26 protein-coding genes and 1 pseudogene are annotated in these 23898 nt (G+C 29.0%); 17 read left to right on the top strand and 10 right to left on the bottom strand.

The genetic code is table 11. The features are described from left to right. Positions 1–8 precede the first annotated feature (8 nt). The gene (locus KQI42_RS12545; RefSeq protein ID WP_216520266.1) at positions 9–548 is read left to right on the top strand and encodes a DUF2087 domain-containing protein; all 540 of its coding nucleotides are present in this window, start codon (positions 9–11) and stop codon (positions 546–548) included. A 36-nt stretch (positions 549–584) separates the two neighbouring features. Here the strand turns inward: KQI42_RS12545 and KQI42_RS12540 are convergent, their stop codons facing one another. Genes KQI42_RS12540 through KQI42_RS12535 form a run of 3 tightly spaced genes read right to left on the bottom strand, consistent with a single transcriptional unit; the run spans position 585 to position 2650 of the window. Beyond that, positions 585–1424 carry a 4Fe-4S binding protein gene (locus tag KQI42_RS12540; RefSeq protein ID WP_216520264.1) on the bottom strand — a complete coding sequence of 280 codons (840 nt, stop codon included), beginning with the start codon at positions 1422–1424 and terminating at the stop codon, positions 585–587. Further along, positions 1417–1554 carry a CD1871A family CXXC motif-containing protein gene (locus tag KQI42_RS20995; RefSeq protein ID WP_246566476.1) on the bottom strand — a complete coding sequence of 46 codons (138 nt, stop codon included), beginning with the start codon at positions 1552–1554 and terminating at the stop codon, positions 1417–1419. Before KQI42_RS20995 ends, KQI42_RS12540 begins: the two co-directional genes overlap by 8 nt. A 37-nt stretch (positions 1555–1591) precedes the next feature. After that, positions 1592–2650, bottom strand: coding sequence for a TlpA family protein disulfide reductase (locus tag KQI42_RS12535; protein ID WP_216520262.1), 1059 nt, complete (start codon positions 2648–2650; stop codon positions 1592–1594). A gap of 183 nt (positions 2651–2833) precedes the next feature. On the opposite strand from KQI42_RS12535, the gene KQI42_RS12530 reads away from it, so the two are divergent. The 5 genes from KQI42_RS12530 to KQI42_RS12510 all read left to right on the top strand — a co-directional run bounded on the left by KQI42_RS12530 (position 2834) and on the right by KQI42_RS12510 (position 6720). After that, on the top strand, positions 2834–3064 hold the full coding sequence (locus tag KQI42_RS12530) for a DUF896 domain-containing protein (RefSeq protein WP_246566475.1): 231 nt from the start codon (positions 2834–2836) through the stop codon (positions 3062–3064). A 125-nt stretch (positions 3065–3189) separates the two neighbouring features. Then, positions 3190–4410 (top strand): RtcB family protein, encoded by a 1221-nt coding sequence (locus KQI42_RS12525; protein WP_216520260.1) that lies wholly within the window; start codon positions 3190–3192, stop codon positions 4408–4410. A 12-nt stretch (positions 4411–4422) separates the two neighbouring features. Continuing rightward, positions 4423–4926 (top strand): dihydrofolate reductase, encoded by a 504-nt coding sequence (locus KQI42_RS12520; protein WP_216520258.1) that lies wholly within the window; start codon positions 4423–4425, stop codon positions 4924–4926. Positions 4927–5138: 212 nt separating this feature from the next. Further along, a complete protein-coding gene (locus KQI42_RS12515) occupies positions 5139–5432 on the top strand; it encodes a hypothetical protein (RefSeq protein ID WP_216520257.1) in 294 nt (97 codons plus the stop codon). A gap of 163 nt (positions 5433–5595) precedes the next feature. Further along, positions 5596–6720 (top strand): sensor domain-containing diguanylate cyclase, encoded by a 1125-nt coding sequence (locus KQI42_RS12510; RefSeq protein WP_216520256.1) that lies wholly within the window; start codon positions 5596–5598, stop codon positions 6718–6720. 149 nt (positions 6721–6869) lie between these two features. On the opposite strand, the pseudogene KQI42_RS12505 reads toward KQI42_RS12510, so the two are convergent. Further along, positions 6870–7061 (bottom strand): annotated as a pseudogene (locus tag KQI42_RS12505) (Rdx family protein); the annotation flags it as partial. A gap of 306 nt (positions 7062–7367) precedes the next feature. Next, complete coding sequence (locus tag KQI42_RS12500) at positions 7368–8063, bottom strand: cyclic nucleotide-binding domain-containing protein (RefSeq protein WP_216520254.1); 696 nt, start codon at positions 8061–8063, stop codon at positions 7368–7370. A gap of 137 nt (positions 8064–8200) precedes the next feature. Between KQI42_RS12500 and KQI42_RS12495 the strand changes: the two genes are divergently transcribed. Next, positions 8201–8623 carry a DMT family transporter gene (locus tag KQI42_RS12495; protein ID WP_216520252.1) on the top strand — a complete coding sequence of 141 codons (423 nt, stop codon included), beginning with the start codon at positions 8201–8203 and terminating at the stop codon, positions 8621–8623. 12 nt (positions 8624–8635) lie between these two features. Further along, the gene (locus KQI42_RS12490; RefSeq protein WP_216520251.1) at positions 8636–9094 is read left to right on the top strand and encodes a DMT family transporter; all 459 of its coding nucleotides are present in this window, start codon (positions 8636–8638) and stop codon (positions 9092–9094) included. Positions 9095–9125: 31 nt separating this feature from the next. Here the strand turns inward: KQI42_RS12490 and KQI42_RS12485 are convergent, their stop codons facing one another. After that, positions 9126–9869, bottom strand: a complete 744-nt coding sequence (locus tag KQI42_RS12485) for a hypothetical protein (RefSeq protein WP_216520250.1) — start codon at positions 9867–9869, stop codon at positions 9126–9128. Between the two features lie 220 nt (positions 9870–10089). Here KQI42_RS12485 and KQI42_RS12480 point away from each other — a divergent pair, with 220 nt between their 5' ends. The 5 genes from KQI42_RS12480 to KQI42_RS12460 all read left to right on the top strand — a co-directional run bounded on the left by KQI42_RS12480 (position 10090) and on the right by KQI42_RS12460 (position 15181). Continuing rightward, positions 10090–10467 carry a GntR family transcriptional regulator gene (locus KQI42_RS12480; RefSeq protein ID WP_216520249.1) on the top strand — a complete coding sequence of 126 codons (378 nt, stop codon included), beginning with the start codon at positions 10090–10092 and terminating at the stop codon, positions 10465–10467. Then, positions 10460–11362 carry an ATP-binding cassette domain-containing protein gene (locus tag KQI42_RS12475; protein ID WP_216520247.1) on the top strand — a complete coding sequence of 301 codons (903 nt, stop codon included), beginning with the start codon at positions 10460–10462 and terminating at the stop codon, positions 11360–11362. Before KQI42_RS12480 ends, KQI42_RS12475 begins: the two co-directional genes overlap by 8 nt. Beyond that, complete coding sequence (locus KQI42_RS12470; RefSeq protein WP_216520245.1) at positions 11349–12092, top strand: hypothetical protein; 744 nt, start codon at positions 11349–11351, stop codon at positions 12090–12092. Before KQI42_RS12475 ends, KQI42_RS12470 begins: the two co-directional genes overlap by 14 nt. Before the next feature lie 265 nt (positions 12093–12357). Then, entirely contained in the window at positions 12358–13749 is a 1392-nt protein-coding gene (gene trkA / locus KQI42_RS12465) for a Trk system potassium transporter TrkA (RefSeq protein WP_216520243.1), read from the top strand. Beyond that, complete coding sequence (locus tag KQI42_RS12460) at positions 13715–15181, top strand: TrkH family potassium uptake protein (protein WP_343231687.1); 1467 nt, start codon at positions 13715–13717, stop codon at positions 15179–15181. Before trkA ends, KQI42_RS12460 begins: the two co-directional genes overlap by 35 nt. Positions 15182–15241: 60 nt before the next feature. On the opposite strand, the gene KQI42_RS12455 is transcribed toward KQI42_RS12460, so the two are convergent. The 4 genes from KQI42_RS12455 to KQI42_RS12440 form a co-directional block, all read right to left on the bottom strand. Continuing rightward, positions 15242–15541, bottom strand: coding sequence for an AtuA-related protein (locus tag KQI42_RS12455; RefSeq protein WP_216520241.1), 300 nt, complete (start codon positions 15539–15541; stop codon positions 15242–15244). 4 nt (positions 15542–15545) lie between these two features. After that, positions 15546–16901: an acyclic terpene utilization AtuA family protein gene (locus KQI42_RS12450; RefSeq protein WP_216520239.1), complete on the bottom strand. Its 1356-nt coding sequence runs from the start codon at positions 16899–16901 to the stop codon at positions 15546–15548. Between the two features lie 48 nt (positions 16902–16949). Further along, positions 16950–18245, bottom strand: coding sequence for a CitMHS family transporter (locus KQI42_RS12445; RefSeq protein WP_216520237.1), 1296 nt, complete (start codon positions 18243–18245; stop codon positions 16950–16952). 326 nt (positions 18246–18571) lie between these two features. After that, a complete protein-coding gene (locus tag KQI42_RS12440; protein ID WP_216520235.1) occupies positions 18572–19912 on the bottom strand; it encodes a sigma-54 interaction domain-containing protein in 1341 nt (446 codons plus the stop codon). A gap of 224 nt (positions 19913–20136) precedes the next feature. On the opposite strand from KQI42_RS12440, the gene KQI42_RS12435 reads away from it, so the two are divergent. Genes KQI42_RS12435 through KQI42_RS12420 form a run of 4 tightly spaced genes read left to right on the top strand, consistent with a single transcriptional unit; the run spans position 20137 to position 23730 of the window. Next, positions 20137–21441 carry a putative DNA modification/repair radical SAM protein gene (locus tag KQI42_RS12435; protein ID WP_216520233.1) on the top strand — a complete coding sequence of 435 codons (1305 nt, stop codon included), beginning with the start codon at positions 20137–20139 and terminating at the stop codon, positions 21439–21441. Beyond that, on the top strand, positions 21441–22175 hold the full coding sequence (locus tag KQI42_RS12430; protein ID WP_216520231.1) for a TIGR03915 family putative DNA repair protein: 735 nt from the start codon (positions 21441–21443) through the stop codon (positions 22173–22175). The genes KQI42_RS12435 and KQI42_RS12430 overlap by 1 nt, the downstream gene beginning before the upstream one ends. 55 nt (positions 22176–22230) lie before the next feature. Beyond that, the gene (locus KQI42_RS12425; protein WP_216520229.1) at positions 22231–22908 is read left to right on the top strand and encodes a uracil-DNA glycosylase; all 678 of its coding nucleotides are present in this window, start codon (positions 22231–22233) and stop codon (positions 22906–22908) included. 45 nt (positions 22909–22953) lie between these two features. After that, entirely contained in the window at positions 22954–23730 is a 777-nt protein-coding gene (locus KQI42_RS12420) for an alpha/beta hydrolase family protein (protein ID WP_216520228.1), read from the top strand. The last annotated feature ends 168 nt before the right edge of the window (positions 23731–23898 follow it).

The following is a 23898-nucleotide window of genomic DNA, read 5'->3' as shown; positions in this document are numbered from 1 at the left end:
GGATGAAATTGAATTCATTAGAGATTTTTAAATGTTTATCTGACAACTCAAGGTTAAAGATTATCAATAGTTTAATGATAGAACCTATGTATGTGGAATTACTAGCTGAAAGATTAGGACTATCCACTTCAACTGTATCTTTTCATCTTAAAAAACTGATGGATGCTAATATAGTATCTTCTAAAAAAGAGCAGTACTATACAGTTTATAGTTTAAATGAAGAAATATTTTCAATGAATCTTAAAGATCTAGTAAAAGATAATAGAAAAGAAGAAGAAATATTAAAACAAAGAGAAGAGCAGTATAAAGAAAAGGTCATAGATTCCTTCTTTAAATATGATAAACTAAAGGAAATACCAGTACAAAAAAAGAAAAAACAAATTATACTAGAGAAAATAGTAGAAAGTTTTGAAAGAGATAAAGATTATACAGAGAAAGAAGTAAATCTAATAATTGCAGATTTCCATGATGATTTTTGTACAATAAGAAGAGACTTAATAGGGTTTAATCTTATGGAAAGAAAAGATGGAATATATAAAAGGAAATAAAGGTTAAAGGATAAGGCTGCCATTATATATGACAGCCTATTTTATACCACTTTTTATAGCGTTTTTTGGACATGCTTTAACACAATCACCACATCTAATACACTCTCTATCATTAGGTTTTTTATACACTTCAACATTCATTTTGCAAGTTTTGGTACATATATCGCAGCTTATGCATTTTTTTTCGTCTATATTAATTTTATATAAGCTTATAGGATTAAATACAGCATAAAATGCTCCTAAAGGACATAAATACTTACAAAAAACTCTATAGATAAAGACTGATAAAAGGATAATAGCTATTAGTATAGACAATTTAAGATTAAATAAAAAGCCTAATCCACTTCTAAGACTTGGATTTAATGATAAAAGAGGTATGCCACCGAAAAGAGTTCCGGATGGACAAATATATTTACAAAAATATGGATCACTAATGCCAAGTTCATCTTGAAAAACGAATGGTAGTATAATAACAAATAAAAGGAGAATTACATACTTAAGATATTTTAACATACTATGAACTTTAGGTGGAACCTTAAGCTTTGGAGATGGTATTTTATGTAGTAAATCCTGTACAAATCCAAAGGGACAGAGCCATCCACATATGAATCTTCCTAATATTACTCCAAACAATGATATAATACCTAGTACATAATATGAAAAGTTATACTTCATACTTCCAATGACAGCCTGCATAGATCCTATTGGGCAGGCACCCAGTGCTCCAGGACAAGAATAACAATTTAATCCAGGAACACAAAATCTTTTAATATTTCCTTTATACAATTTTCCATTGAAAAATCCCTTTAGATGTCCATTGGTAGCAATAGTACTAAATAATTGAATTATATGTCTTGGTTTATTGTTATTAGCCAATTCCTATGCACTCCAGACATATATTAATAGCTTTGGTGAAAACAGTGTCTACCTCTCCTCTGAAAAAGCCTATAAGGATTAATCCAATGCTACTAACGAATATAAGATTGCGAATAAAATTATTTTTCATTTGGTTTCCCCCATTTTATTTTCTAAAAGAAGATTTTTTATTTCAATAATTGAAGAGCTTCTAGCATTTTTTCTTGGTACTCTTCTTTACTTATTGAACCAGTTATTACTTCACCTACTATTTTTCCATTACTATCAACAAAGAAAGATGTAGGTACTCCAGAGATACTAGTTAGTAGATTATTTTTTATATTATCGTCAGGGATAAGATTTATAAATTTAACACCAGAACTCTCGATTATTTGTCTAGCTGCATCTTCATTTTCTGGATTTGGCGTATCGGATATGATACCAATAATGCTTATTTGTTCATCCTTTAATTCTTCATATAAGGCTTGTAGATCGGGCATTTCTCTCTTACAAGGTCCACAGAATGTGCCCCAAATGTTTATCATAGTCAATTTATTATCCTTAAATATTGCATCGGTTACATCATTACCTTCAAGGTCTTTAAGACTAAACTCGAGTTTTTTCATGCCAGTTATAGATTCTTGAGGGGTCATAGGTTTGTAAACTGTAAGGCTTGATTTAATATTTTCTACATCATCAAACATAGCTTTATATCCCTTTTTAGCTTCTTCTGATAATCCTGTGTCATCATAATCATTTCTACAGAAGTAAAATACATATTCTGAAATGGTTGAGATTTTTTCATTATGATCCATTTTTGTCAATTCAGCTATTTTATCTTCAGCAGGTAGTTTATCTTTTCTAAATACGGCGATAGAAAATATATTTTTAACTTGTGAGAAGATTTCATCTATTTTTTTATTTCTTTCTTCTTTATTTTCAACATTATCGATTACGTCATAGTACTTTTCAATTAATTCATTAGATATAAACCCATAGTTTCGGCCAGTATATATTGGATTACTTTCGTCTTCTTCATCTCCTAATCTATCAACAACTAGGTTATCATCGTATTCCTTCCATACATCTGACATTTTAAATTTTAATCCCATATCTTTGTATGCTCTATACCCTTGTTCTTTCTCCTCTGCTGTTATGGTAAACTTCTTTTTACCACAACCCGTAGAACTAAGAATAAGCATACCAGCTAATAGAAAAATCAAAATTTTAGATAGTGATTTTTTCAAATGCAAAACCTCCTTTTATATTTGATATAATTTAATTTATATAACATATCTATTTTAAAATATGAAGATTATTAACAATATTATGAAATAATTTAACGACTAAAAGTTTTTACTAAATTGAATAATTATAGATTAAATGTTAGAATTTAATAAGCAACTTGATAAAAGATTGGAGAGATCAACTTGAAGGATTTAATTAAAAGAATAAATGAGCTTGCCCATAAGTCCAAAACCGTTGGATTAACAGAGGAAGAAAAGGAAGAACAAAATAAACTACGTCAAGAATACCTTTCTATATTTAGGGGTAATATGAAAAATACCTTATTAAACGTAAAGGTTGTAGACGAAGAAGGTAATGATGTTACTCCAGAAAAATTAAAATCAGGACAGAAGCAAATTAAAAATAATAATTAAGTAGTAAATAATATCCCTCAGCTATTATGCCTGAGGGATTAAACATATTAAATTGTAATGCTATTAATGTAATGATAATATATAATTTAAAAGTAATTTTTTAGATATAAAGAGAGGTGTAATGGGTGGAACTAATAGGAAAATATAATATAGCTAAGGTTTTTACACATAATATTGAAGATGGAGCTAAAGAACAAATAATTCAACTATTAAATCAAGATTTTATAAAGGATTCTAAAGTGCGAATAATGCCTGATGTTCATCAGGGAATGGGATGTGTAATTGGATTCACAGCAGATATGGGAGATAAAGTAATTCCTAATATTGTAGGTGTAGACTTAGGATGTGGCATGCTAACGGCTGAACTTGGAAACATAGATATAGATTTGCCAAAGCTAGATGAAATAATAAATCAAAAGATTCCTTCAGGCTATGCAGTCCATAATGAAAGAAGATATAAATTTGATAAACTTATGGATTTATATTGTTTTAGAGAGCTAAAAGATACAAAGAGGATTGAAAGAAGTATTGGTACTCTTGGTGGAGGAAATCACTTCATAGAATTAAATATTGATAGCAGGGGTAGTAAATACCTGGTAATACATTCAGGCAGTAGAAATCTAGGAAAGCAAGTAGCAGATATCTATCAAAGACTTGCAGTAGATTTATGTAGTGGTAAAGGCGATTATTATATAAAACGGGAAGAGATAATTACAAAATATAAGGCAGAAGGTAGAAGAAAAGAAATTAAGAAAGTATTAGAAGAATTAAAGAAGGAATATGCAGAACTTCAACCTCAGTACCCTAAGGCACTATGTTATCTAACTGGAGAATATAGAGAGAAATATCTACATGATATGAGGCTTTGCCAAGAATACGCCAGCCTAAATCGTGAAGTCATGGCAGATATAATACTTTGTAATCTGCTCGCTAGAAATTTAAATGAATTTAACAACTTCCAAACTATTCACAACTATATAAACTTTAAGGATAATATTATTAGAAAAGGTGCAATTTCGGCATATAAAGATGAAAAGGTTTTAATACCTATAAATATGAGAGATGGTTCCATAGTCGCTATTGGAAAGGGAAATCCTGATTGGAATTACTCTGCTCCTCATGGCGCAGGAAGGCTTATGAGTCGAAATACTGCAAAGGAAGTATGTACTTTAGATGAATTTAAAAAGAGTATGGAAGGCATTTATTCTACTTCAATTAATAAATACACTCTAGACGAAAGTCCTTTTGCTTATAAGCCAATGGAGGATATAATTAATAACATTGGTGAAACAGTTGAAATTATTGATGTAATAAAGCCAATTTATAATTTTAAAGCTAAAAATTAACTAGGAGGAAATATGATTTTAATTTTTGCAGTAGATAATAATTGGAATATTGGATATGATGGAGATATGTTATTTAAAATATCTGAAGACTTAAAAAGATTTAGAAGGCTTACAGAAGGTAACATAATTATAATGGGTAGAAAGACCTTTGAATCTTTACCAGATAAAAGGGCATTGCCTAATAGGATAAATATAGTAATAACTAGGGATAAAGAATATAGTGCAAGTGATGTTATTGTAATTAATTCTCTAGAAGAGCTATTTCCTTTGCTAGAAAAACTAAATCATGATAATGAAATGAATAATTTTGTAATAGGAGGAGGCAATATTGCTCAGCAGCTTATTTCTTACTGTCATAAAGCTTATATAACCAAAGTATTTAAAACCTTTGAAGTAGCTGATACTTTAATTCCAAATTTAGATTTAGACGATGACTGGAAAATAGTGAATGAATCTGAAGTATATAGTCAAGATGATTTATTTTATAAATATGTAGATTATATTAGAATTAAGTGATAAACCCTCACAACTAAAAAAGTTGTGGGGGTTATTTATTATACTATAATTAAACAAACAAATTTTAATTATTATCATCCTCATTTTATTAGTATATATCTATGTTAGAATATATGATAAGAATTTATAATTACTTAGTTACATTATAGTAATTATGATAAAATTAAACAGTAGATGGATAATTCAATTGCTGAATTGGAAGGATGAATTCATTGATAAAAAAATTTTTTAGAATAAGAGATAAGATTGATAGCCTAGAGAGGATAAGAAAATTATATATTATTTTACTTGTTTGTTCTTTAGCTTTTTTATTAGTCGCGATGAATTATTTTTATATATCTACTCTAAGAGATGTAGAGGTATTATATGCTCAATATACTAAAGATCGAATTATAGATATAAAAAAATCTTTTCTCAAAGATTCTATTAATAATATTATAAATGGTATTGAGCAAACTCAAACTGAAACAAAAACATTATGCACAAATCGTTTAGAGAGCTTCTAAAGTTTTAACAGAATATTATAAATCAAATCAAAACAATTTTGTAGAAAAAGCAATTGATTATTTTGAACTAGACGGAACAAAGGAAGTCTTTACTGTATTTATATTAAATCAGGGTACAAATAAAGTCTTATATGAAAATAAATCAACTTATGTAGATAAAACAATGAATTATGATGAATATATTAAAGATTTAAAAGATGGAGCCTTTATATTTAAAGAAAATATCTTTGGAGGTTATTATCTTTTTTATGGAGTAATGGAGGATTATATTCAATATATTACCAAAGAAGATCTAAGAAAAAGAATATATGGTGAAGATTTTTCAAATGATGCTTATATCTGGGTTAATGAGATATTAGATTATAATGGTGGAGATAATTATGCTATTCGACTTATACATCCAAATCTAGAAGATACAGAAGGAATATATCTATCTACAAAAATGCAAGATATTAAAGGCAATTATCCTTATTTAGCAGAACTTAATGGAATCAATGAAAATGGAGAAATATATTTTAATTATTTTTTTAAGAAAAAAAGCAGTGAAGAGATTTCTGAAAAGTTAACATATGCAAAACTATATGAAAAGTACAATTGGGTTATTGCAATGGGTATTTATTTTGATGATATTGAGCCATATATAGATGAACTATCTAAAGACGGAGATAAAGCTATTTCTAGGATGATTTTGTTAGTTAGTATGGTATCATTTACACTAATTGTCGTGGGTGTTTTAATAATTTTATTTTTAGAACATTGGTATTACAGCAGTTCTAATAGAGAATTAAAAGAAGAATTGAATATAGATGTATTAACAAAGGCGTTCAATAGGCGTGCTGCCATAAAAAAATTAGAAGAAATATTTAATTCATTTAAAAAACATAATAAAAGTTATGCTATTATTATGTTTGATATAGATGATTTTAAAAAAGTAAATGATGATTACGGTCATGATGTAGGAGATTTAGTTCTAAAAAATATGGTTGAAATGATAAATAAATGCATTAGAAATACTGACTTTACCTATAGATGGGGAGGGGAAGAATTCCTACTTATTTGTGAAGGATTAAAGGCTGAAAATATGCACTCCTTTGTAAATAAGATATTAAAAAATGTAGAAAAATTTGAGCATGAAGTTCAAGGTGATAAATATCATATTACCATTTCAATAGGTGCCTCTTGCTTTAATAAAGAGGATAAAAATTTTGAGGCTGCAATTAAACGAGCAGACATGGCTCTTTATGAATCCAAGAAAAAAGGAAAGAATAGAGCTACACTTAATTTATAAAATATTTAAGAGAATAGATGTGACAAAGTAAAAATATAGAGAAAATGAAATATATCTGAAACTATTATATATTCTTATAACTTCAAGGCTAAAAGCTAACGAGATAGAAATCTTAAAAGCTGCTGTAAATTATTCAGCAGCTTTTAAGATTAAGCTAATTTTGTTCGGATGATTTCTTCAACTTCATTATCATTTGGAAAACGATCTAATTTTTTCTTAGAAAATATTAATTCCTGATCATAGGTCACTTCAAAAACTCCTCCAGAAGATGGAATTATATTAACCATTTCTAAAGAATTCTTATGTTCATCTAATAAACTATTTGCTAAAGCAACTGCTTTTCCTAAATATCCTCAAGAAGTACAATACTCAATACTAATTATTTTTTTCATAAAACCACTCCTTCTATTATAATAATCTATACTTACCCAATTAAGTATAAAAAATACTAATAATTAAAAGTAAAATTTCAATCAAAAAGTTTAAAGTTTGCTTTTTTTAGCTTTTAGTAATTTTGATATTTTCAGAATTCTTCATAGGCATAATCTAACAAGGGATTACAAGAATTTTATAAAAAAATAAAAAATGCTCTTTTCTATAAAAATTAAAACAAATCTAGAAATGAGCATTTTTAAATTAAACAATTTCTATTCATATAGATCTCCAGCCAGCTCTTGGAGAGATTTTCTGTCTAAAATTATTAACAAATTATTATCTTTTTTTATTAATTTATTTTCATAAAATTTATTTAAAACTCTAATTAAATGTCTATAGCTTGTACCTAACAATTCAGCAATTTCTATTAGATTATCTGTTATTATCCCATCTAAAGGACAACCATCTTGTTCTGGAGTAATAGCTAGAATGTAACTAGCTAATCTATTTTCTAAGGGATATAAAAGGTTAATGGAACTAGATGTAGAGTGATTAGAAAGTTTTTTCCCTAGACTTTTGCATATATATTTTAAAAATGTAGGATCATCTAAAGCGTATTTTCTTATATTATCTAAAGAAATCCCAATGCATAGACATTCCTTTACAGCTGCCATATTACAGTCAGCAGCAGTATTCGATTCAAGAAACTCAACATCTCCAATTACTTGTAGAGGATTATAAAATCGTAGTAGAAGAGATTTACCATTAGATAAGAGTGTATAGGCTTTAGCTCTTCCCTCAACTAAGAAATAAAAATAAGTTATCTTTTCATTAGACTTACATATATACTCATCTTTACTGAAAAGGTGTAATTCCATATAGTCTTTCATATTAGATTCAAAAATACTATCAATATCATATTTTTCTATATAATATTTTAATTTCTGATGATCGTTAATCTTTCTCATATTAATTTCCCCTCCATAACTATATTATAGTTCTTATTTATAAATTTATATTAAAAATTTTTTCTATATGACATATGGCATACATAAGAAAAATTTTTTATGATAAAGTAGAGTAAGAATAGGAATGGAGGGGTTAGATGTATAGAGTTTATGCGGTATTTATAGGGATTCTGATTTCTATAATGTTAACATTTAATGGAGTATTAGATGGGTATCTTGGAAATTATTTATCTGTGCTATTAATTCATTTATGCGGTCTTATTACAGTAACTATTATTTTAATATCCAAAAGACAAAAGATTGTACTTAACAGACAAGTTCCTTTTTACTTATACAGTGGAGGTGCCATAGGGGTTTTACTAGTATTGGTTAATAATATTTGTTTTTCTTCCTTAGGAGTAGCATTAACATCATCTCTAGGAGTTTTTGGTCAATTGATGTTATCTTGCGTTATTGATCATTTTGGGATAATCGGAATGGACGTTTATAAGTTTGAAAAAAAGAAACTTATAGGATTTACAATAATATTAGCAGGGATTATTGTAATGACAATATATTAAAGGGGGAATTTTATGTTATATATAATATTAGCTATTTTGGGAGGATTTCTTACCATATTATCAATGGTTGTAAATGCTAATCTAGCAAAAAAGGTAGGAGTATTTCAGGGAACATTTATAAATTATGTAGTAGGATCATTCATTATTTTTCTTATAGTATTATTTATACAAGATTATTCGTATATTAATAATTTAGCCAATATACCTTTTTATGCATACTTAGGAGGAACTATTGGAGTTTTAGTTGTAGCTGCTTCAAACGTTATAATTCCTAAGATACCAACTATATACTCTACTTTGTTAATTTTTATAGGACAAATTTTTATGGGAATAGTTATAGACTATTTCAGGATTAGTCATGTTTCAAAAGGTAAAGTAATAGGAGGAGTATTAATTATACTTGGAATGCTATACAATACCAACTTAGATAAAAAACGGTTAATCGATGAAAATATAATATCAGAAGAATGAAAGTGTCCTACCTAAAGAGGACACTTTCATTTTAAATCTTTTTCCATAATACTTCACATAAACTATCCATACGTTGTGTTATTCCTACCTGAGCTATAATTTTACTTTTTTTATCCATAAATTTAACTATTGAAATCCCGTTGTCCTTTTCTTCTATTTCTGTTTTTTCTATTTTGTCATTTATATTTTTATCTAAAACCATTTGAGCAACATACTCTGGATCAGCTTTCCAAGATTGATGACCTCCATATGCCCAAGCCATATTTTCTAATTCAAGATTTCCTTTTGTTATTTTATATCCTTCTTTTGTATTTTCTACTGTTAGGTATCCACAATAGTAGAATATTCCAAAGCCTTTCTTTTCTTGTACAGATTCTACAGTCTTTATTTCAACAAAGAATTTGTAGCTACCATTCTTCTCAGAAACAGAAAATGATTTGATCAATTCTACATTTGCAGTACCTTTCCAAGAATTTATAAAATCTTCATAGGAATTTTTATTTCTCCATTCTTCACTCCAATATTTATATGCATCATCATAAGGATCTAAGGACATTCCAACAGTACCACCAGCGTATCCCATTTCTTCTTCATTTAGATTACTTGCATAATATAAAGTGTCGAAGTAGGATTTTATAATAGTATCTGGAGTCTTTATTTCTTTTGGAGCATTTGAAAAAGACTTAGGTTGGGCAGTACAGGTTATAGAGCTGAAAGTTAATAAAAAAATGGTAATTAGAATAAACAGATTTTTAAATCTTTTGCCTCCCCTCATACAGAGTCCCCCTTAACAAACCTTCTTTAATATATATAATACACCTATTATTCCTGTAAGAAGTTACAAAGGAGTTAATAAATGGTTACATATAAGTTACATATTTTGTGCTTAAATAAAATTTTAAAAATTCCTTTACAGAAACATTAATTAAGTATATAGTTAATTATATAAGTAATGAACCAATTAACCGAGAAGTATTTGTTTTGGAGGTGAAATTATGCTAGATTTAAACTCTGATAAGTCTATTTATATACAAATTGCAGAAGTTATAGAAAATGAAATACTTTTAGGAAATTTGAAAGAAGGAGATCAAGCTCCTTCGACCAATCAATTTGCTAAGGTCTATCAAATAAATCCAGCTACAGCAGGCAAAGGATTAAATTTATTGGTAGAAGACGGTATTCTTTTTAAAAAGAGGGGGTTGGGAATGTTTGTATCTGAAGGAGCTAGAAAAAACATACTAGAAAAAAGACAAGAATCTTTCTTTAAGGAGATATTACCAGAAATAATTAAGGAAGTAGAAAGATTAGAAATACCTACTGAGAAAATAATAAAGTTTATTGAAGAGCATAAAGGGGGGGATAATAATGATTAATATTTTAGAATGTAAGAACCTAAATAAAACTTTTGGAAAAACAAATGTTCTAAAAGACATTAGTTTTATTTTAGAAGAAAATAAAATATACGGTCTTTTAGGGAGAAATGGAGTAGGGAAAACCACTTTATTAAATTTAATATGTAATCAAGTTACAAGAGATAGCGGAGAAATTAAGCTATTTGATGAGGAGATATTTGAAAACTCTAAAGCTATGGAAAATATATGTTTTATAAAAGAAAAAGATCTGCCTGTAGAGGGTTATAAAATTAAAAAGATATTTAAAATAGCTAGTATTCTTTATAAAAATTGGGACGAAGAATATAAAGACTACCTAATTAAAGAGTTTAATTTAGATGTAAATAAAAAATATGAGAATTTATCTAGAGGAAATAAATCTATTGTAGGAGCTATTATTGGTCTTGCTTCAAGGGCAAAATTGACCATATTTGATGAACCCTCTTTAGGATTAGATGCAGCAGCAAGATATAAGTTTTATAATATTTTGTTAGAAGATTATGAGAAAAACCCTAGAACTATTATACTTTCTACTCATTTAATAGATGAAGTAAGCAACTTGTTTGAAGAGATTATTCTATTGACGGAAGGAAAGCTAATGTTAAAAGAAGATGTTCATTCTCTAATGGAAAAAGCATATTTCTTAAATGGAAGAGAAGATAATATGAAGAAGGTTATAGAAGGAAAGAAAGTTATTCATAAAGAAGGATTTGGTGCTACAACGATTTTAGGTATATTTGATTCTTTAACTAGAGAAGAAGTTAAAATGTTAAAGGATAACAATGTAGAGGTTAGCTCTATGCCCCTTCAAAAATTATTTATCTATCTTACGGAAAATGTAGATATTAAGGAGGGGAAAGTAAATGGATGCTGTTAAGCGATTAATGAAGTACCAAAATTATGATTTTAAAAAAGATTTTTTAAGTTTTTGGGCTGTTATAATATGTGTTAACATTGGGGGATACATTTTAAACAGTTCTTTTGGAAGAAGATATGTGGATATGCGTATTGGTATGATGAGCAAGGGATCTAATGGCGTAAGTGTAGCAGGTGCAAATTTAATTCCCATACTAATATTTATTATAGCTTATTGCATAGAGATGTATCAGGAGTCTTTTCCCTTAGCTATTGGTTTTAGTAGTACAAGAAGAAATTTTTATAAGTCTGTAATATTTAGCAATGTAATTTTTTCTATGGCTATGGCTGTAATAGAAGCTGTACTATTAAAAGCTGATAGACTTATAATAACTTCTATAGGACGTGAGCCATTATTAGACTTTAACTATTTTCATATAGTAAATGATAATATATTATTTATAATATTATCGTTGTTTCTAGCTTTTTTAACTTGTTGTGGAGTTTTTAATTTACTAGGAACTTTAGTTTATAAGTTCGGTTATAAATTTTGGATAGCTTTTGGTATATTAGCAACTATAATACTCAATATTGCAGGCTTAAAGAATATAATTTGGGAAGGTGGAAAAACCCTACTTCTATCTAATAATTTTCCTTCCTATGCTATGAAGGCTTTAATTATTTCCTTAATGACTTATGTCTTAGGATGGCTGATTATTAGAAAAGTTGATATGAAAAGTAGTAAAAATTAGAATCTTTAATATATAAGGACAGATCCATTAATGGATCTGTCCTTATATGCTATCTTTTATTTAAGATAAAGTATTTATTTACAGTTTATATGTTTTAAAGAATTATATATACATAAAATATTATAATAATATAATAAGCTATTGTTGATTTTTAATGAAATTGGTCTTATGATTATAATAAATGCTTACTATGTGTAGGTGTTTTTATACTTTATTTATATGTTATATCAAATGATCTGATAATATGGAGAAGAGGTGAAATTAAATGAAAGTAATGATAGTAGGAGCTGGGAAATTAGGTCATAAATTAGCAGAAGCCATGGTTTATGAGGATATAGATGTAACCTTGATAGATTCAAATTCAAAAATACTAGAAAGAATAAATGAACACCTAGATGTATTAACGGTTACTGCTAATGGTATTGATATAAGTGTTCTTAAGGAACTAGATATAAAAACTTATGATTTACTTGTAGCAGCCACTAATAGTGATGAAACTAATACGGTTATTTGTTCTTTAGCAAAAAAAGTTGGTTGTAAAAAGACTGTAGCTCGTATTAGAAACCCAGAATATATGGAGCAGTTGGATTTTGTTAAAACAGAAATGGGAATAGATCATATTATAAATCCAGAATTGGCAACATCTCAAGCAATTGAAAAATTCCTATTAAAGAGTTATAGTTTTCACTCAGATGACTTTGCTAGTGGCAAGGTTACAATGGTAGATTTTAATATAGGTTATATGGAAGAATTTGTTGGAAAAAAACTTATGGATCTCAAGGGCTTTGAAGGCTTACTTATAACAGCTATATCTAGAGATGGGAATATTATTATTCCCAATGGGTCAACAGAATTAATAGAAAATGATGTTATTCATGTTATAGGAAAAAGCAATGACATTAAGAGATTAAGCCATAGGTTTGAAGAAGGTCATATAAGAAGACAAATTGAAAAGGTAATGATATTTGGTGGCGGGAAAATAGGCTATTATTTGGCTAAAGGTTTAATGGCATCAAATATAACTGTAACCATTGTAGAACAAGATAAAAATCGCTGCCAAGAGTTATCACAAAAACTAAACAATGTTTTAGTGATTCATGGAGATGGAACAGATATTCATCTTCTAGAAGAAGAAGATTTGGCTTCTATGGATGCCTTTGTTGGAGCAACAGGTTATGATGAGCAGAACCTTCTAATGGCTTTAATGGCTAAACAAGCAGGAGTTCCAAAGACTATTGCAAAGATTAGCAGACCAAATTATATTAAAATTATTGATAAATTAGGTATAGATGTAGCTTTAAATCCTGTTTATATTACAGCAAGCAATATATTGAAGTATATACGTGGTGGAAAGGTTGTGTCAGTTTCCTTATTGTTAGGGGGAGAAGGAGAAGTTACAGAAATAATAGCAGGAGAGGATTTACCTTATATCGGAAAGCCCTTAGCTGAATTAAATTTACCAGAGGGCATAATTATTGGAGCAATAGTTCATAAAGGGCAAGTAATAATACCAAATGGAAAGTCTATTATCCATGCTAATGACAGAATAATTATATTTAGTTTAGCTTCAGACTTACCATCTTTAAAAATGTTCATTAAGCCACGTAAGGGAGGAATATTTAGTGAACTATGGAATCGTAATAAATGTACTAGGTAATATACTAATATTTGAATCCTTGCTTATGGTACCGTCTTTAGTGGTGTCGTTGTTTTATAATCAAGGCGATAAATTAGCTTTTTTAATTAGTATATTCATAACTGGTGTAATTGGATTAGCAATGTTAAGAAAAATAGGCGATAAAAATCATATAAGTACAAAAGAAGGATTAGCTATAGTTTCTCTTGGATGGTTCTTAGCGTCATTGTTTGGAGCATTACCTCTTTTTTTATCTGGTAGTGCCCCATCTTTTATAGATGCGTTTTTTGAAACTGTATCTGGATTGACTACTACAGGAGCAACAGTAATAGCTGATGTAGAAATCCTTCCTAAGGGCATTTTGTTTTGGAGGTCTTTTACTCACTGGATCGGAGGAATGGGAATATTAGTTTTTACTATTGCTCTACTACCTGCCTTAGGTATAGGCGGATTTCAAATATTTAAAGCAGAAAGCCCAGGACCAATAGCGGGAAAAATAGCACCTAGGATTAAAGATACTGCAAAGATTTTATATACAACTTATTTTACTATAACAGTTTTACAGATAATATTGCTTAAAATTGGCGGTATGTCTTTGTTTGAATCTGCTGTTTATACTTTTGGAACAGTAGGAACTGGTGGATTTTCAACTATGAATGCAAGTGTAGGTGCTTATAATAGTTCTTATATACACATTATAATTGGTACTTTTATGGTTTTGTCAGGTGTAAACTTTTCTATATATTATTCCTTATTTAAAGGAAAATGGAGAGAAGTAGTAAAAGATCAGGAGCTAAAGTTATATTTAGGGATAGTGTTTACAGCAGTTATACTAATTACAATTAATTTATATATGACGTTATATGATAACTTAGGAATATCCCTAAGAGATGCTTTTTTTCAAGTAAGTTCAATTATTACTACTACAGGTTATTCTACAGCCAATTTTGATTTATGGCCAACCTTTAGTAAAGCTATCCTATTTTTACTCATGTTTATAGGAGGATGTGCTGGCTCAACAGCAGGTGGAATGAAGGTTATTAGAATATTAGTACTGTTTAAATTAATTAAAAGAGAAATCTCTAAGATATTTCATCCTAGAGCAATTATACCAATAAAAAATGGGGAGAAAGTCATACCCAATGAAACAATAGCAGGGATAAATAGTTTTTTAGCTTTATATGTAGTTATCTTTGTTCTAGGGACAATCATTATATCCCTAGAAGGAATAGATTTAGAAAGTGCTGCTAGTTCTGTAGCCGCAACTTTAGGTAATATTGGACCTGGATTTGGATTTGTAGGACCTGCAAGAACTTTTGGAGATTTTAGTGGTATGAGTAAAGCCTTATTATCTTTATTTATGTTATTAGGTAGATTAGAACTATTTACTATAATTGCTTTACTTGCACCAAAAAATTGGAGGAATGAGGGAGTAAATAAGATTATTCCTTAGGTCAAGAATATATTCTTTAAATAATAAAAAGATAGGGTAATTTCACCCTATCTTTTTACTTTATATATCCATTTCTAATAAAGCTGAACTAAGGCTTTTACCATGTTTATCTATAGATAAAGATCTTGTAACTCCTCCACCTAAAGCTTGATCCATAACAAAGTTTAAAGCCCCTAATTTGGGAAGTTCGTATCTTATAACTTCTCCATGGACAATATCCTTAAACCATTCCTTAACCTTTTCTTCTGTAACTTTTTCTTTAATTATTTCATAATCTTCTTCTTTATATACAATTAAGGATATATTAGAAATATTACCTTTATCACCAGTTCTTGAATGAGCAATTTCTTTTAACTTCATTATACTATACCTCCTCATAAATAGTATTTATAGTAATATCATCTCGAGGAACAAAGATGGAAGCAATAGCTACTACTTCTTTTACAGATTTTGTTGCTCCACCACCAGCTGAAGGTCCATTGGTATATAGGGACTCAACTTCATTGGCTATTTTTTCTGCTTCTTTTTTATCAAGGGTTCTGCCGGATACTCTAAGTCTTACTTCTTTACATAAAGAATTATCATTAAACATATATTTACTAATACTATCTTTATATAATGAGTTAACTCCGATATAATCAATTCTAAGTTCTTCAACTTTACATCCAATAAGTTCTAGTCTTTTTTCTACAATTTCACCAGCTAACTTAGCTCTTTCATAAGCACCAGTACCACCATAGCTTATTTCTCCTTCACCTATAAAACTATCCCTATAACCTATACTAACCTTTAGAGTATCAGTTTTTTTCCTTCCAGTACCTCCTGTTACGAGGACTTTATCTTTTTCAATTTCTTTCATGGTTACATTGGTATAATCAGCTATTCCATCTGGAGTAATATAAGTTGATGGATCGTGGATTTCATAAAGTAGTTGTTCTTTACAAGTTGCCGTAGTAACCATTCCACCAGAACCATCAACTTTAGTAATGAGAACATCTCCATTTTCACTTATTTCAGCTATTGGAAACCCTAATTTCCAAAGATTTGGAATATCTTTATATCCAGGATCAGAAAAATAGCCTCCTGTAACTTGTCCACCACACTCTAATAAATGACCTGCCATAATACCTTTTCCTATTAAGTCATAATTGTCTATATCCCAACCAAATTCATATATAACTGGTGCAAGAACTAAGGAAGGATCTGCACAGCGACCTGTAACAATAATATCTGCACCGTTTTTTAATGCTTCTAATATACCATCTACTCCGAGATAGACATTGGCAGAAACAATCTTTTCTTTTATGGATTCTAGTTTTGTACCTAGTTCTAGCACATTATAATCCATATATTTATCTATAGAATCATAGATGTCATCACCTAATACAGCTGCAATTTTTAATCCTTTAATGCCTTTGGATTTTGCCATTTCCTTTATGACTTTTACTGCTGCCGTAGGATTTGCAGCACCCATATTAGTAATTACTTTTATTCCTTTTTCAGCACATAAAGGCAGAACCTTATCCATTCTATATTCTAAAAGGCTGTTATATCCTTTATCTGGATTCTTTAACTTTTGCTCTTGAGCTATAGCAATAGTTCTTTCAGCTAAACATTCAAATATAATATAATCTATATTACCTTTTTCCATAACTTCTAGGGCTGGTTCTAGTCTATCTCCTCCATATCCAGCACCAGAACCAATACGTATCTTTTTCATAGTAAAACCTCCTCTAATTAACCAATCTAAATTCTAAATATAATTAACTTATATTGCAATTACCCCAATAATTATCGAAACTATTAACATAACAATAGTAGTTGCAAAAGCATAAGGTATAGTTTTCTTCTGATGCTCTCCTAAGTCTACACCTGTAAGACCTACTAATAGGAAAGTAGCACCAGTAAGAGGACTAATAGGGAAACCTGTTGTCATTTGACCTAGTATAGCTGCTCTACCTACACTAATAGCACTGATACCAAAGGCACTAGCAGCTTCTGAAAGTACTGGAAGAACTCCAAAATAAAAGGAGTCTGGGTCGAACAACAAGCTGGCTGGCATAGCTATAATACCTGTAATAATTGGAATAAATTTTCCTAAAGAAGCAGGTATAATGGATACTGTAACATCTGCCATAGCAGCTAACATTCCTGCACCTTTCAATATTCCTGTAAAGGAACCAGCAGCGAATAATATACTTGCCATCATAAGTGCTGCTTTTGCATGAGCATCTATTCTTTCTCTTTGATCGTCAACACTTGGATAATTAATTACTAAAGAGATAGCAAAAGCTAACATAAATATTACTGTAGGAGAATATTTTCCCATGATAAGGACGATTATGGCTACAATAATAGTTAAGATGTTTATCCAAAATAAATGAGGCCTAGCTAATTTTTGTTTTTCTTTGTCCACTTCTCTATCCATTTTTATATTGCTTATTTCTAGATTGCCAAGTCTTGTTTTTTCTTTTTTACCTAATCTGTAAGATATAAATAATACGAATAGTAGACCAACTAATACTGGTATTAGTAGCGGATTAAATAGTTCTGTTACAGGTACTTCTAAAGAAGAAGCAGCTCTTATGGTAGGACCTCCCCATGGTAAAACGTTCATAGTTCCAGCAGATAAAGCTACAATAGTTGCTAAAGTAGTTCTTTGCATACCAAGAGCATCATATAAAGGAAGCATGGCTGGAATAGTTACTAAAAACGTTACAGCGCCTGAACCGTCTAAATGAACAAGCATAGCTAAGATTGCAGTACCTATAGCAATTTTAATAGGATCTTTTCCTACAATTTTAAGTATTTTATTGATAATAGGTTCAAAAGTTCCTGCATCTGTTAAAATACCGAAAAATAGAATTGCAAAAATGAACATGGTTCCCGTTGGTGCAATAGATTTTATTCCATCAATAATAAAATCATTTAATTGATTTCCAAAACCTCCTATAATTGCAGCCACAGTAGGAACAGCAATTAGTGCTACAACGGGGGAAGCTTTTTTTGTCATTATAAGAATTAATAAAATAATGATTGTTAAAAAACCCAGTAATGCTAACATTAAAAAATCCCTCCTGAAAAATATATAATTTATTTAACAGATTACTTTTGCAAAGGTTATGCCAAAATTGATTTTATATAAATAAAATTTTTCTAACATAAGTACTACATAGTAAAAATCACAGTATCTATGATAACGAATACATTATAAAATTATAAATTGTTAAAATTACAATAAAAGATATAATCTATTATTTCTAGAATATTAGAAAGATATAAAAGAATATTGATAAAAAAATATCAATACTGAGATTAGATCTATATAAAGATATTTTTCTAAAATATTATAAAAAATAAAAGCTTTTTCTAAAATTTTAGAAAAAGCTTTTATTTAAGTTTATTATAAAGAGTGGCTAGAGAAATACCTAAAGCCTTTGCAACTTTTTTCTTGCCTTCTACAGTATCTCCATAAGTATATATGGCTTTTTTTATTTCAGCTATTTCAGCTTCTTTAGCTACTTCTTCTAAAGGCTTTAACTTTATAAGATTTTTCTTTATTCCTTCTGCCTGAATTATTTTAGGTAAGTGGTCTACTCTAATATTGTAGTCGTCTGTCATATTTGCAGCAAATTCTATAGTATTTTTAAGTTCTCTAATATTTCCTGGCCATTCATAATTATAAAGTATTTTTAATACATCTTCAGATATATTTATACTTCTTTTTAACTCATTTGCAATTTGATTCATAAAATAATCTATAAGAGGCTTAATGTCTTCTTTTCTTTCTCTTAGTGGAGGAATATTTATAGGGAAAATAGCTATCCTATAAAATAAATCTCTTCTAAATTTGTTTTCTTCTATCATTTTCTCTAGATTTCTATTAGTAGCTGCAATAATTCTTACATCTATAGATATTTCGCTAAGACCTCCAATACGCCTTATGGTGTTTTCTTGAAGAACCCTTAATAACTTAGCTTGAAGTCCATAGTTCATTTCAGAAATTTCATCTAAAAATAAAGTACCCCCATTAGCCAATTCAAATAATCCAATTTTTCCTCCCTTCTTAGCTCCTGTAAATGCCCCTTCTTCATAGCCAAATAGTTCACTTTCTAGTAAACTGCTATCAAAGGTAGCACAGTTAACTGCAATAAAAGGTCCATCTTGTCGTTTACTTCCATTATGAATAGAATGGGCATAGAGTTCTTTTCCTGTTCCACTTTCTCCTGTAATTAGAACGTTGGTTCCTTTTTCTGCTATTTTTATAGCTAAGTTTTTAGTGTCTAATGACTTTTTATCTACAGATATAATGTCACCAAAAACATACTTAGCTTTTTCAATACTTTTCATACGAGTTTCTAGTTTTTTAATAGTCATAGTAGACTGCTTTAGTTGTTCAGTAAGTTTATATATGTCATTTACTTCATTTAATATAGAGATTCCTCCTATTATTTCTCCGTTTTCCATAATAGGAACCATGTTTACAATGTATTCCACATTTCCAACCTTTCTTGGAACACCTAATAGCTGTTTGCCACTTTTTATAACGTAGGGCAATCTAGCTCCTGGTCTAGTATCAGTTAAAGGTTTTTCCAAGATGTGTTCAGCTTCAACCTGTGTTATTCTAGTATAAGCAGGATTAATATATCTTACTATATAGTCACTATCTGCTATGAGAACTCCATCATAAAGAGAATCTAAAATAATCTTTACCCAACTATTTATATTCATTTCATCAACTCCAAGTTATTATATATATTAAATAATATACATTCATAATATACATTCTTTTAATATAAATCTTATCATAAAGTCTATTTTATCAGTAGTTTTATTTAAGAAATTAATTATAAAGAATATAATATATTTTTTGGAAAAAGAGAACATATGTTTGAAAAATGGGTATAATTATAGTAGAATAAAGTAAAGATATATGAAAATTATGGAGTGATATTATGAACGTTTTAGAAAAGTTAAAAATATTGTCTGATGCAGCTAAGTATGATGTTTCTTGTTCTTCAAGTGGAAGTAATAGAAGAAATAAAAAGGGAGGCTTAGGTGAAGCCAGTGTTAGTGGTATATGTCATAGCTGGTCTGATGACGGAAGATGTATATCTTTATTTAAAATACTATTTACTAACTATTGTATATATGATTGTGCTTATTGTGTTAATAGGTATTCTAACGATTTATCTAGAGCTATGTTTACACCAGAAGAAGTAGTAGATTTAACTATAAATTTTTATAAAAGAAACTATATTGAGGGTTTATTCTTGAGTTCTGCTGTGTATAGAAACCCTAACTATACTATGGAACAACTCCTTCAGATTGTAAAAAAGCTTAGAGAGGAAGAAAATTTTAATGGATATATTCATTTAAAGGCTATTCCTGGTGCAGATAAAGAAATCATTGAAAAAGCAGGAACTTATGTAGATAGAATGAGTGTCAATATAGAACTACCAAGTAATGAAGGGTTAAAGTTATTAGCACCTCAAAAAAATAAGGAAAGCATTATAAAGCCTATGGGGCTTATAAAAACTAAAATGATTCAATCAGTAGAGGAGAGAAAAAAGTTTAGAGCTAGTCCCAAATTTGTACCAGCAGGGCAGACAACTCAACTTATTGTTGGAGCTACAGGAGATAATGACTTAAAAATATTAAAATTATCGGAAGGATTGTATAAAGGATATAATTTGAAAAGAGTATATTATTCTGCCTATGTGCCTGTATCTGCAAACCCTAAATTACCAGTATTGAAATCTCCACCTCTTGTAAGGGAAAATAGATTGTATCAAGCTGACTGGCTTTTAAGATTTTATGGTTATAATGCAGATGAACTTTTAGATAATTCTAAACCAAATTTTGATTTAGAATTGGACCCTAAATGTGATTGGGCTTTAAGAAATATTCATCTATTTCCAGTAGAGATTAACAGAGCTGATTATGACATGCTGTTAAGAGTTCCAGGAATAGGAGTAAAGTCAGCTATGAGGATAATTTCTTCAAGAAAATTTTCTTCTTTAGATTTTTATGATTTAAAAAAACTTGGTATTGTTTTAAAAAGAGCTAGATATTTTATAACTTGTAAAGGAAAGCATTATGGATTGAAGAACATGAATAGTGAGTACATAAGAAATAAATTGGTAATAGATAAATATAAAAATGAACCTAATACAGATATAGAGCAATTGTCTATGTTTTCTCTTTATCCTAGCTTAACTATGGAGGATAATATCATTAAAATAGGAGGTCAATTTTAATGGTTATCTATATTTATGATGGGACTTTTGATGGATTATTGACTTCTATATATGAAGCCTATTATAGAAGGGAAAATCCAGAAAAAATATTATCAGAGGATCTGATTCAAGAAAATTTTTTAATAGAGAAAATTTATATTGATACCAATAAAGAAAAGGCAGAGAAAGTATATAAAGCCATAGAAAGTAAGATTTCATCTGAGGCTCTTAGGAAAGTATTTTATGTTTATTTATCAGAAGTTGAGAATCATGGCGTAATCATATTCAATTATTTAAGATTAGGATTTAAAATTGGTAAAAATGTAGACTTAAATTTAGCCAATAATTTTGTATTAGAAATGGATAATATATATCAAAAAGTATCTAGAGAAAGACATTGGATGCTAGGCTTAGTAAGATTTAGACAGTTGGATAATGGCGTATTTTATGGACCTATAGAGCCAGAACATAATATAGTTGGCTTAATAGCACCTTATTTTACTAGGAGAATGTCTAATGAAAATTGGGTAATTCATGATATAAGAAGAAACATTGCAGCTATGTATAATAGAGAAGAATGGATAATAAAAGATATAGAATTAAAAGAAATACTAAATTTAGCAGAAGGTGAAAAGTCTTATCAATGTCTTTGGAAAGAATATTTTAATCATATATCTATAAAAGAAAGAACTAATCCAAAACTACAAAAAAGAAATATGCCTATGAAGTATTGGAAATACTTAATAGAAAAATAGTTTTATTATAAATAATATATTCTCATCATGGTATAATATTTATGAGGTGATGAAAATGGCGGTAGTATTCAAAAATGATTGGGAAGAACTATTAAAAAGTGAATTTGAAAAGGACTATTATAAAAAGTTAAGGGCATTTTTAGTAGAAGAGTACAGGACAAGAGCTATATATCCAGATATGTACGATATATTTAATGCATTACATTATACTTCTTATGAAGATGTAAAGGTGGTTATATTAGGTCAAGACCCTTATCATGGTCCTAACCAAGCTCATGGTCTCAGTTTTTCTGTACAACCGGGGGTTCAAGCACCACCATCTTTAGTTAATATATATAAGGAATTAAAAGATGATTTAGGTTGCTACATACCTAATAATGGATACTTGAAAAAGTGGGCAGATCAAGGAGTACTTTTATTAAATACTTCCCTAACTGTGAGGAGAGGAGAAGCTAATTCTCATAAACGAATAGGGTGGGAAATTTTCACGGATAATATAATAAAGCTTTTGAACCAAAGAGAAGATCCTATAGTGTTTATATTATGGGGAAATAATGCTATTAGTAAAGAAAGTTTAATAACTAATCCAAAGCATTATATAATAAAATCTGTTCATCCCAGTCCTTTATCAGCTAGCAGAGGATTTTTCGGATCTAAGCCTTTCTCAAAAACTAATAATTTTTTAAAGTCCATAGGGAAGACACCTATAGACTGGCAAATTGAAAATATATAAAATAATGTACTAAATAACGTATTAAATAAGGGGTAGGTGTTATAAGTGGCAGATTTTCTTTACAATAAAAACATTGTAGAAAAAAAAGTTGATTTTAATGGAATACCTTCTTTAATATTTAAACCTAAGGATAAAGAAGAATTATTGCCAACGATAATTTATTATCATGGATGGAGTTTAAACAAAGACAATCAAAGATTTAAAGGATTTATTTTAAGTTCTTTAGGTTATCAAGTAATTATTCCGGATTCTATATATCATGGTGAGAGAAACCCTATTAATTATGATGGAATTCAAGTGGCAGAAAAGTATTTTTGGAAAGTAATTTTAAATAACATAGAAGAATCAAAGCATATAATATCTCATGCCATAGAAAACTATAATGCAGATCCAAATAGGATAGCAGTAATGGGACATTCTATGGGTGGCTTTACAGCTGCTGGAGTTTTCACCCATAATCCGTTAATTAATGCTTTAGTAGTGTTTAATGGTTCCTGTGCCTGGGAACATTCAAATGAAGTATTTAAGGAAAAACTTAAAATGAATTCCTATGATTATATAGATATGGACAAGATTTCTTCTCTAGATCCTATTAATAATATGGAGTTACTTAAGGATAGACCAATACTAATGCTTCATGGAGATAGTGACTCCTTGGTACCTATTGAAAGTCAAAGAATTTTTTATAATAAAATACTTCCTTTGTATGATAAAAATAAAGAAGAAATAAAACTTATAGAGTATCCAAATATGAATCATTATATAAGTGTTGGTATGTTGGAGGAAGGTGTTATTTGGTTACAGAAGTATCTAAACATATAATTTTAAAAAGAGTAATATAAGAAGTATGAAAATATCTTACTCTTTTTTTATGTCTATAGTCTCTAGTCTATAGGTATAAGTGGAAATTTTATATGCCATAATAAAAAATCTAAGAAAAAATCAACATTTACTTTTTAAAATCGTATATCTTATAGAGGATGTAAAGTG

Origin of the sequence: Tissierella simiarum (assembly GCF_018917865.1) — a bacterium.
Taxonomy (GTDB): domain Bacteria; phylum Bacillota; class Clostridia; order Tissierellales; family Tissierellaceae; genus Tissierella_C; species Tissierella_C simiarum.
This window is presented reverse-complemented; position numbering and strand designations above follow the sequence as displayed.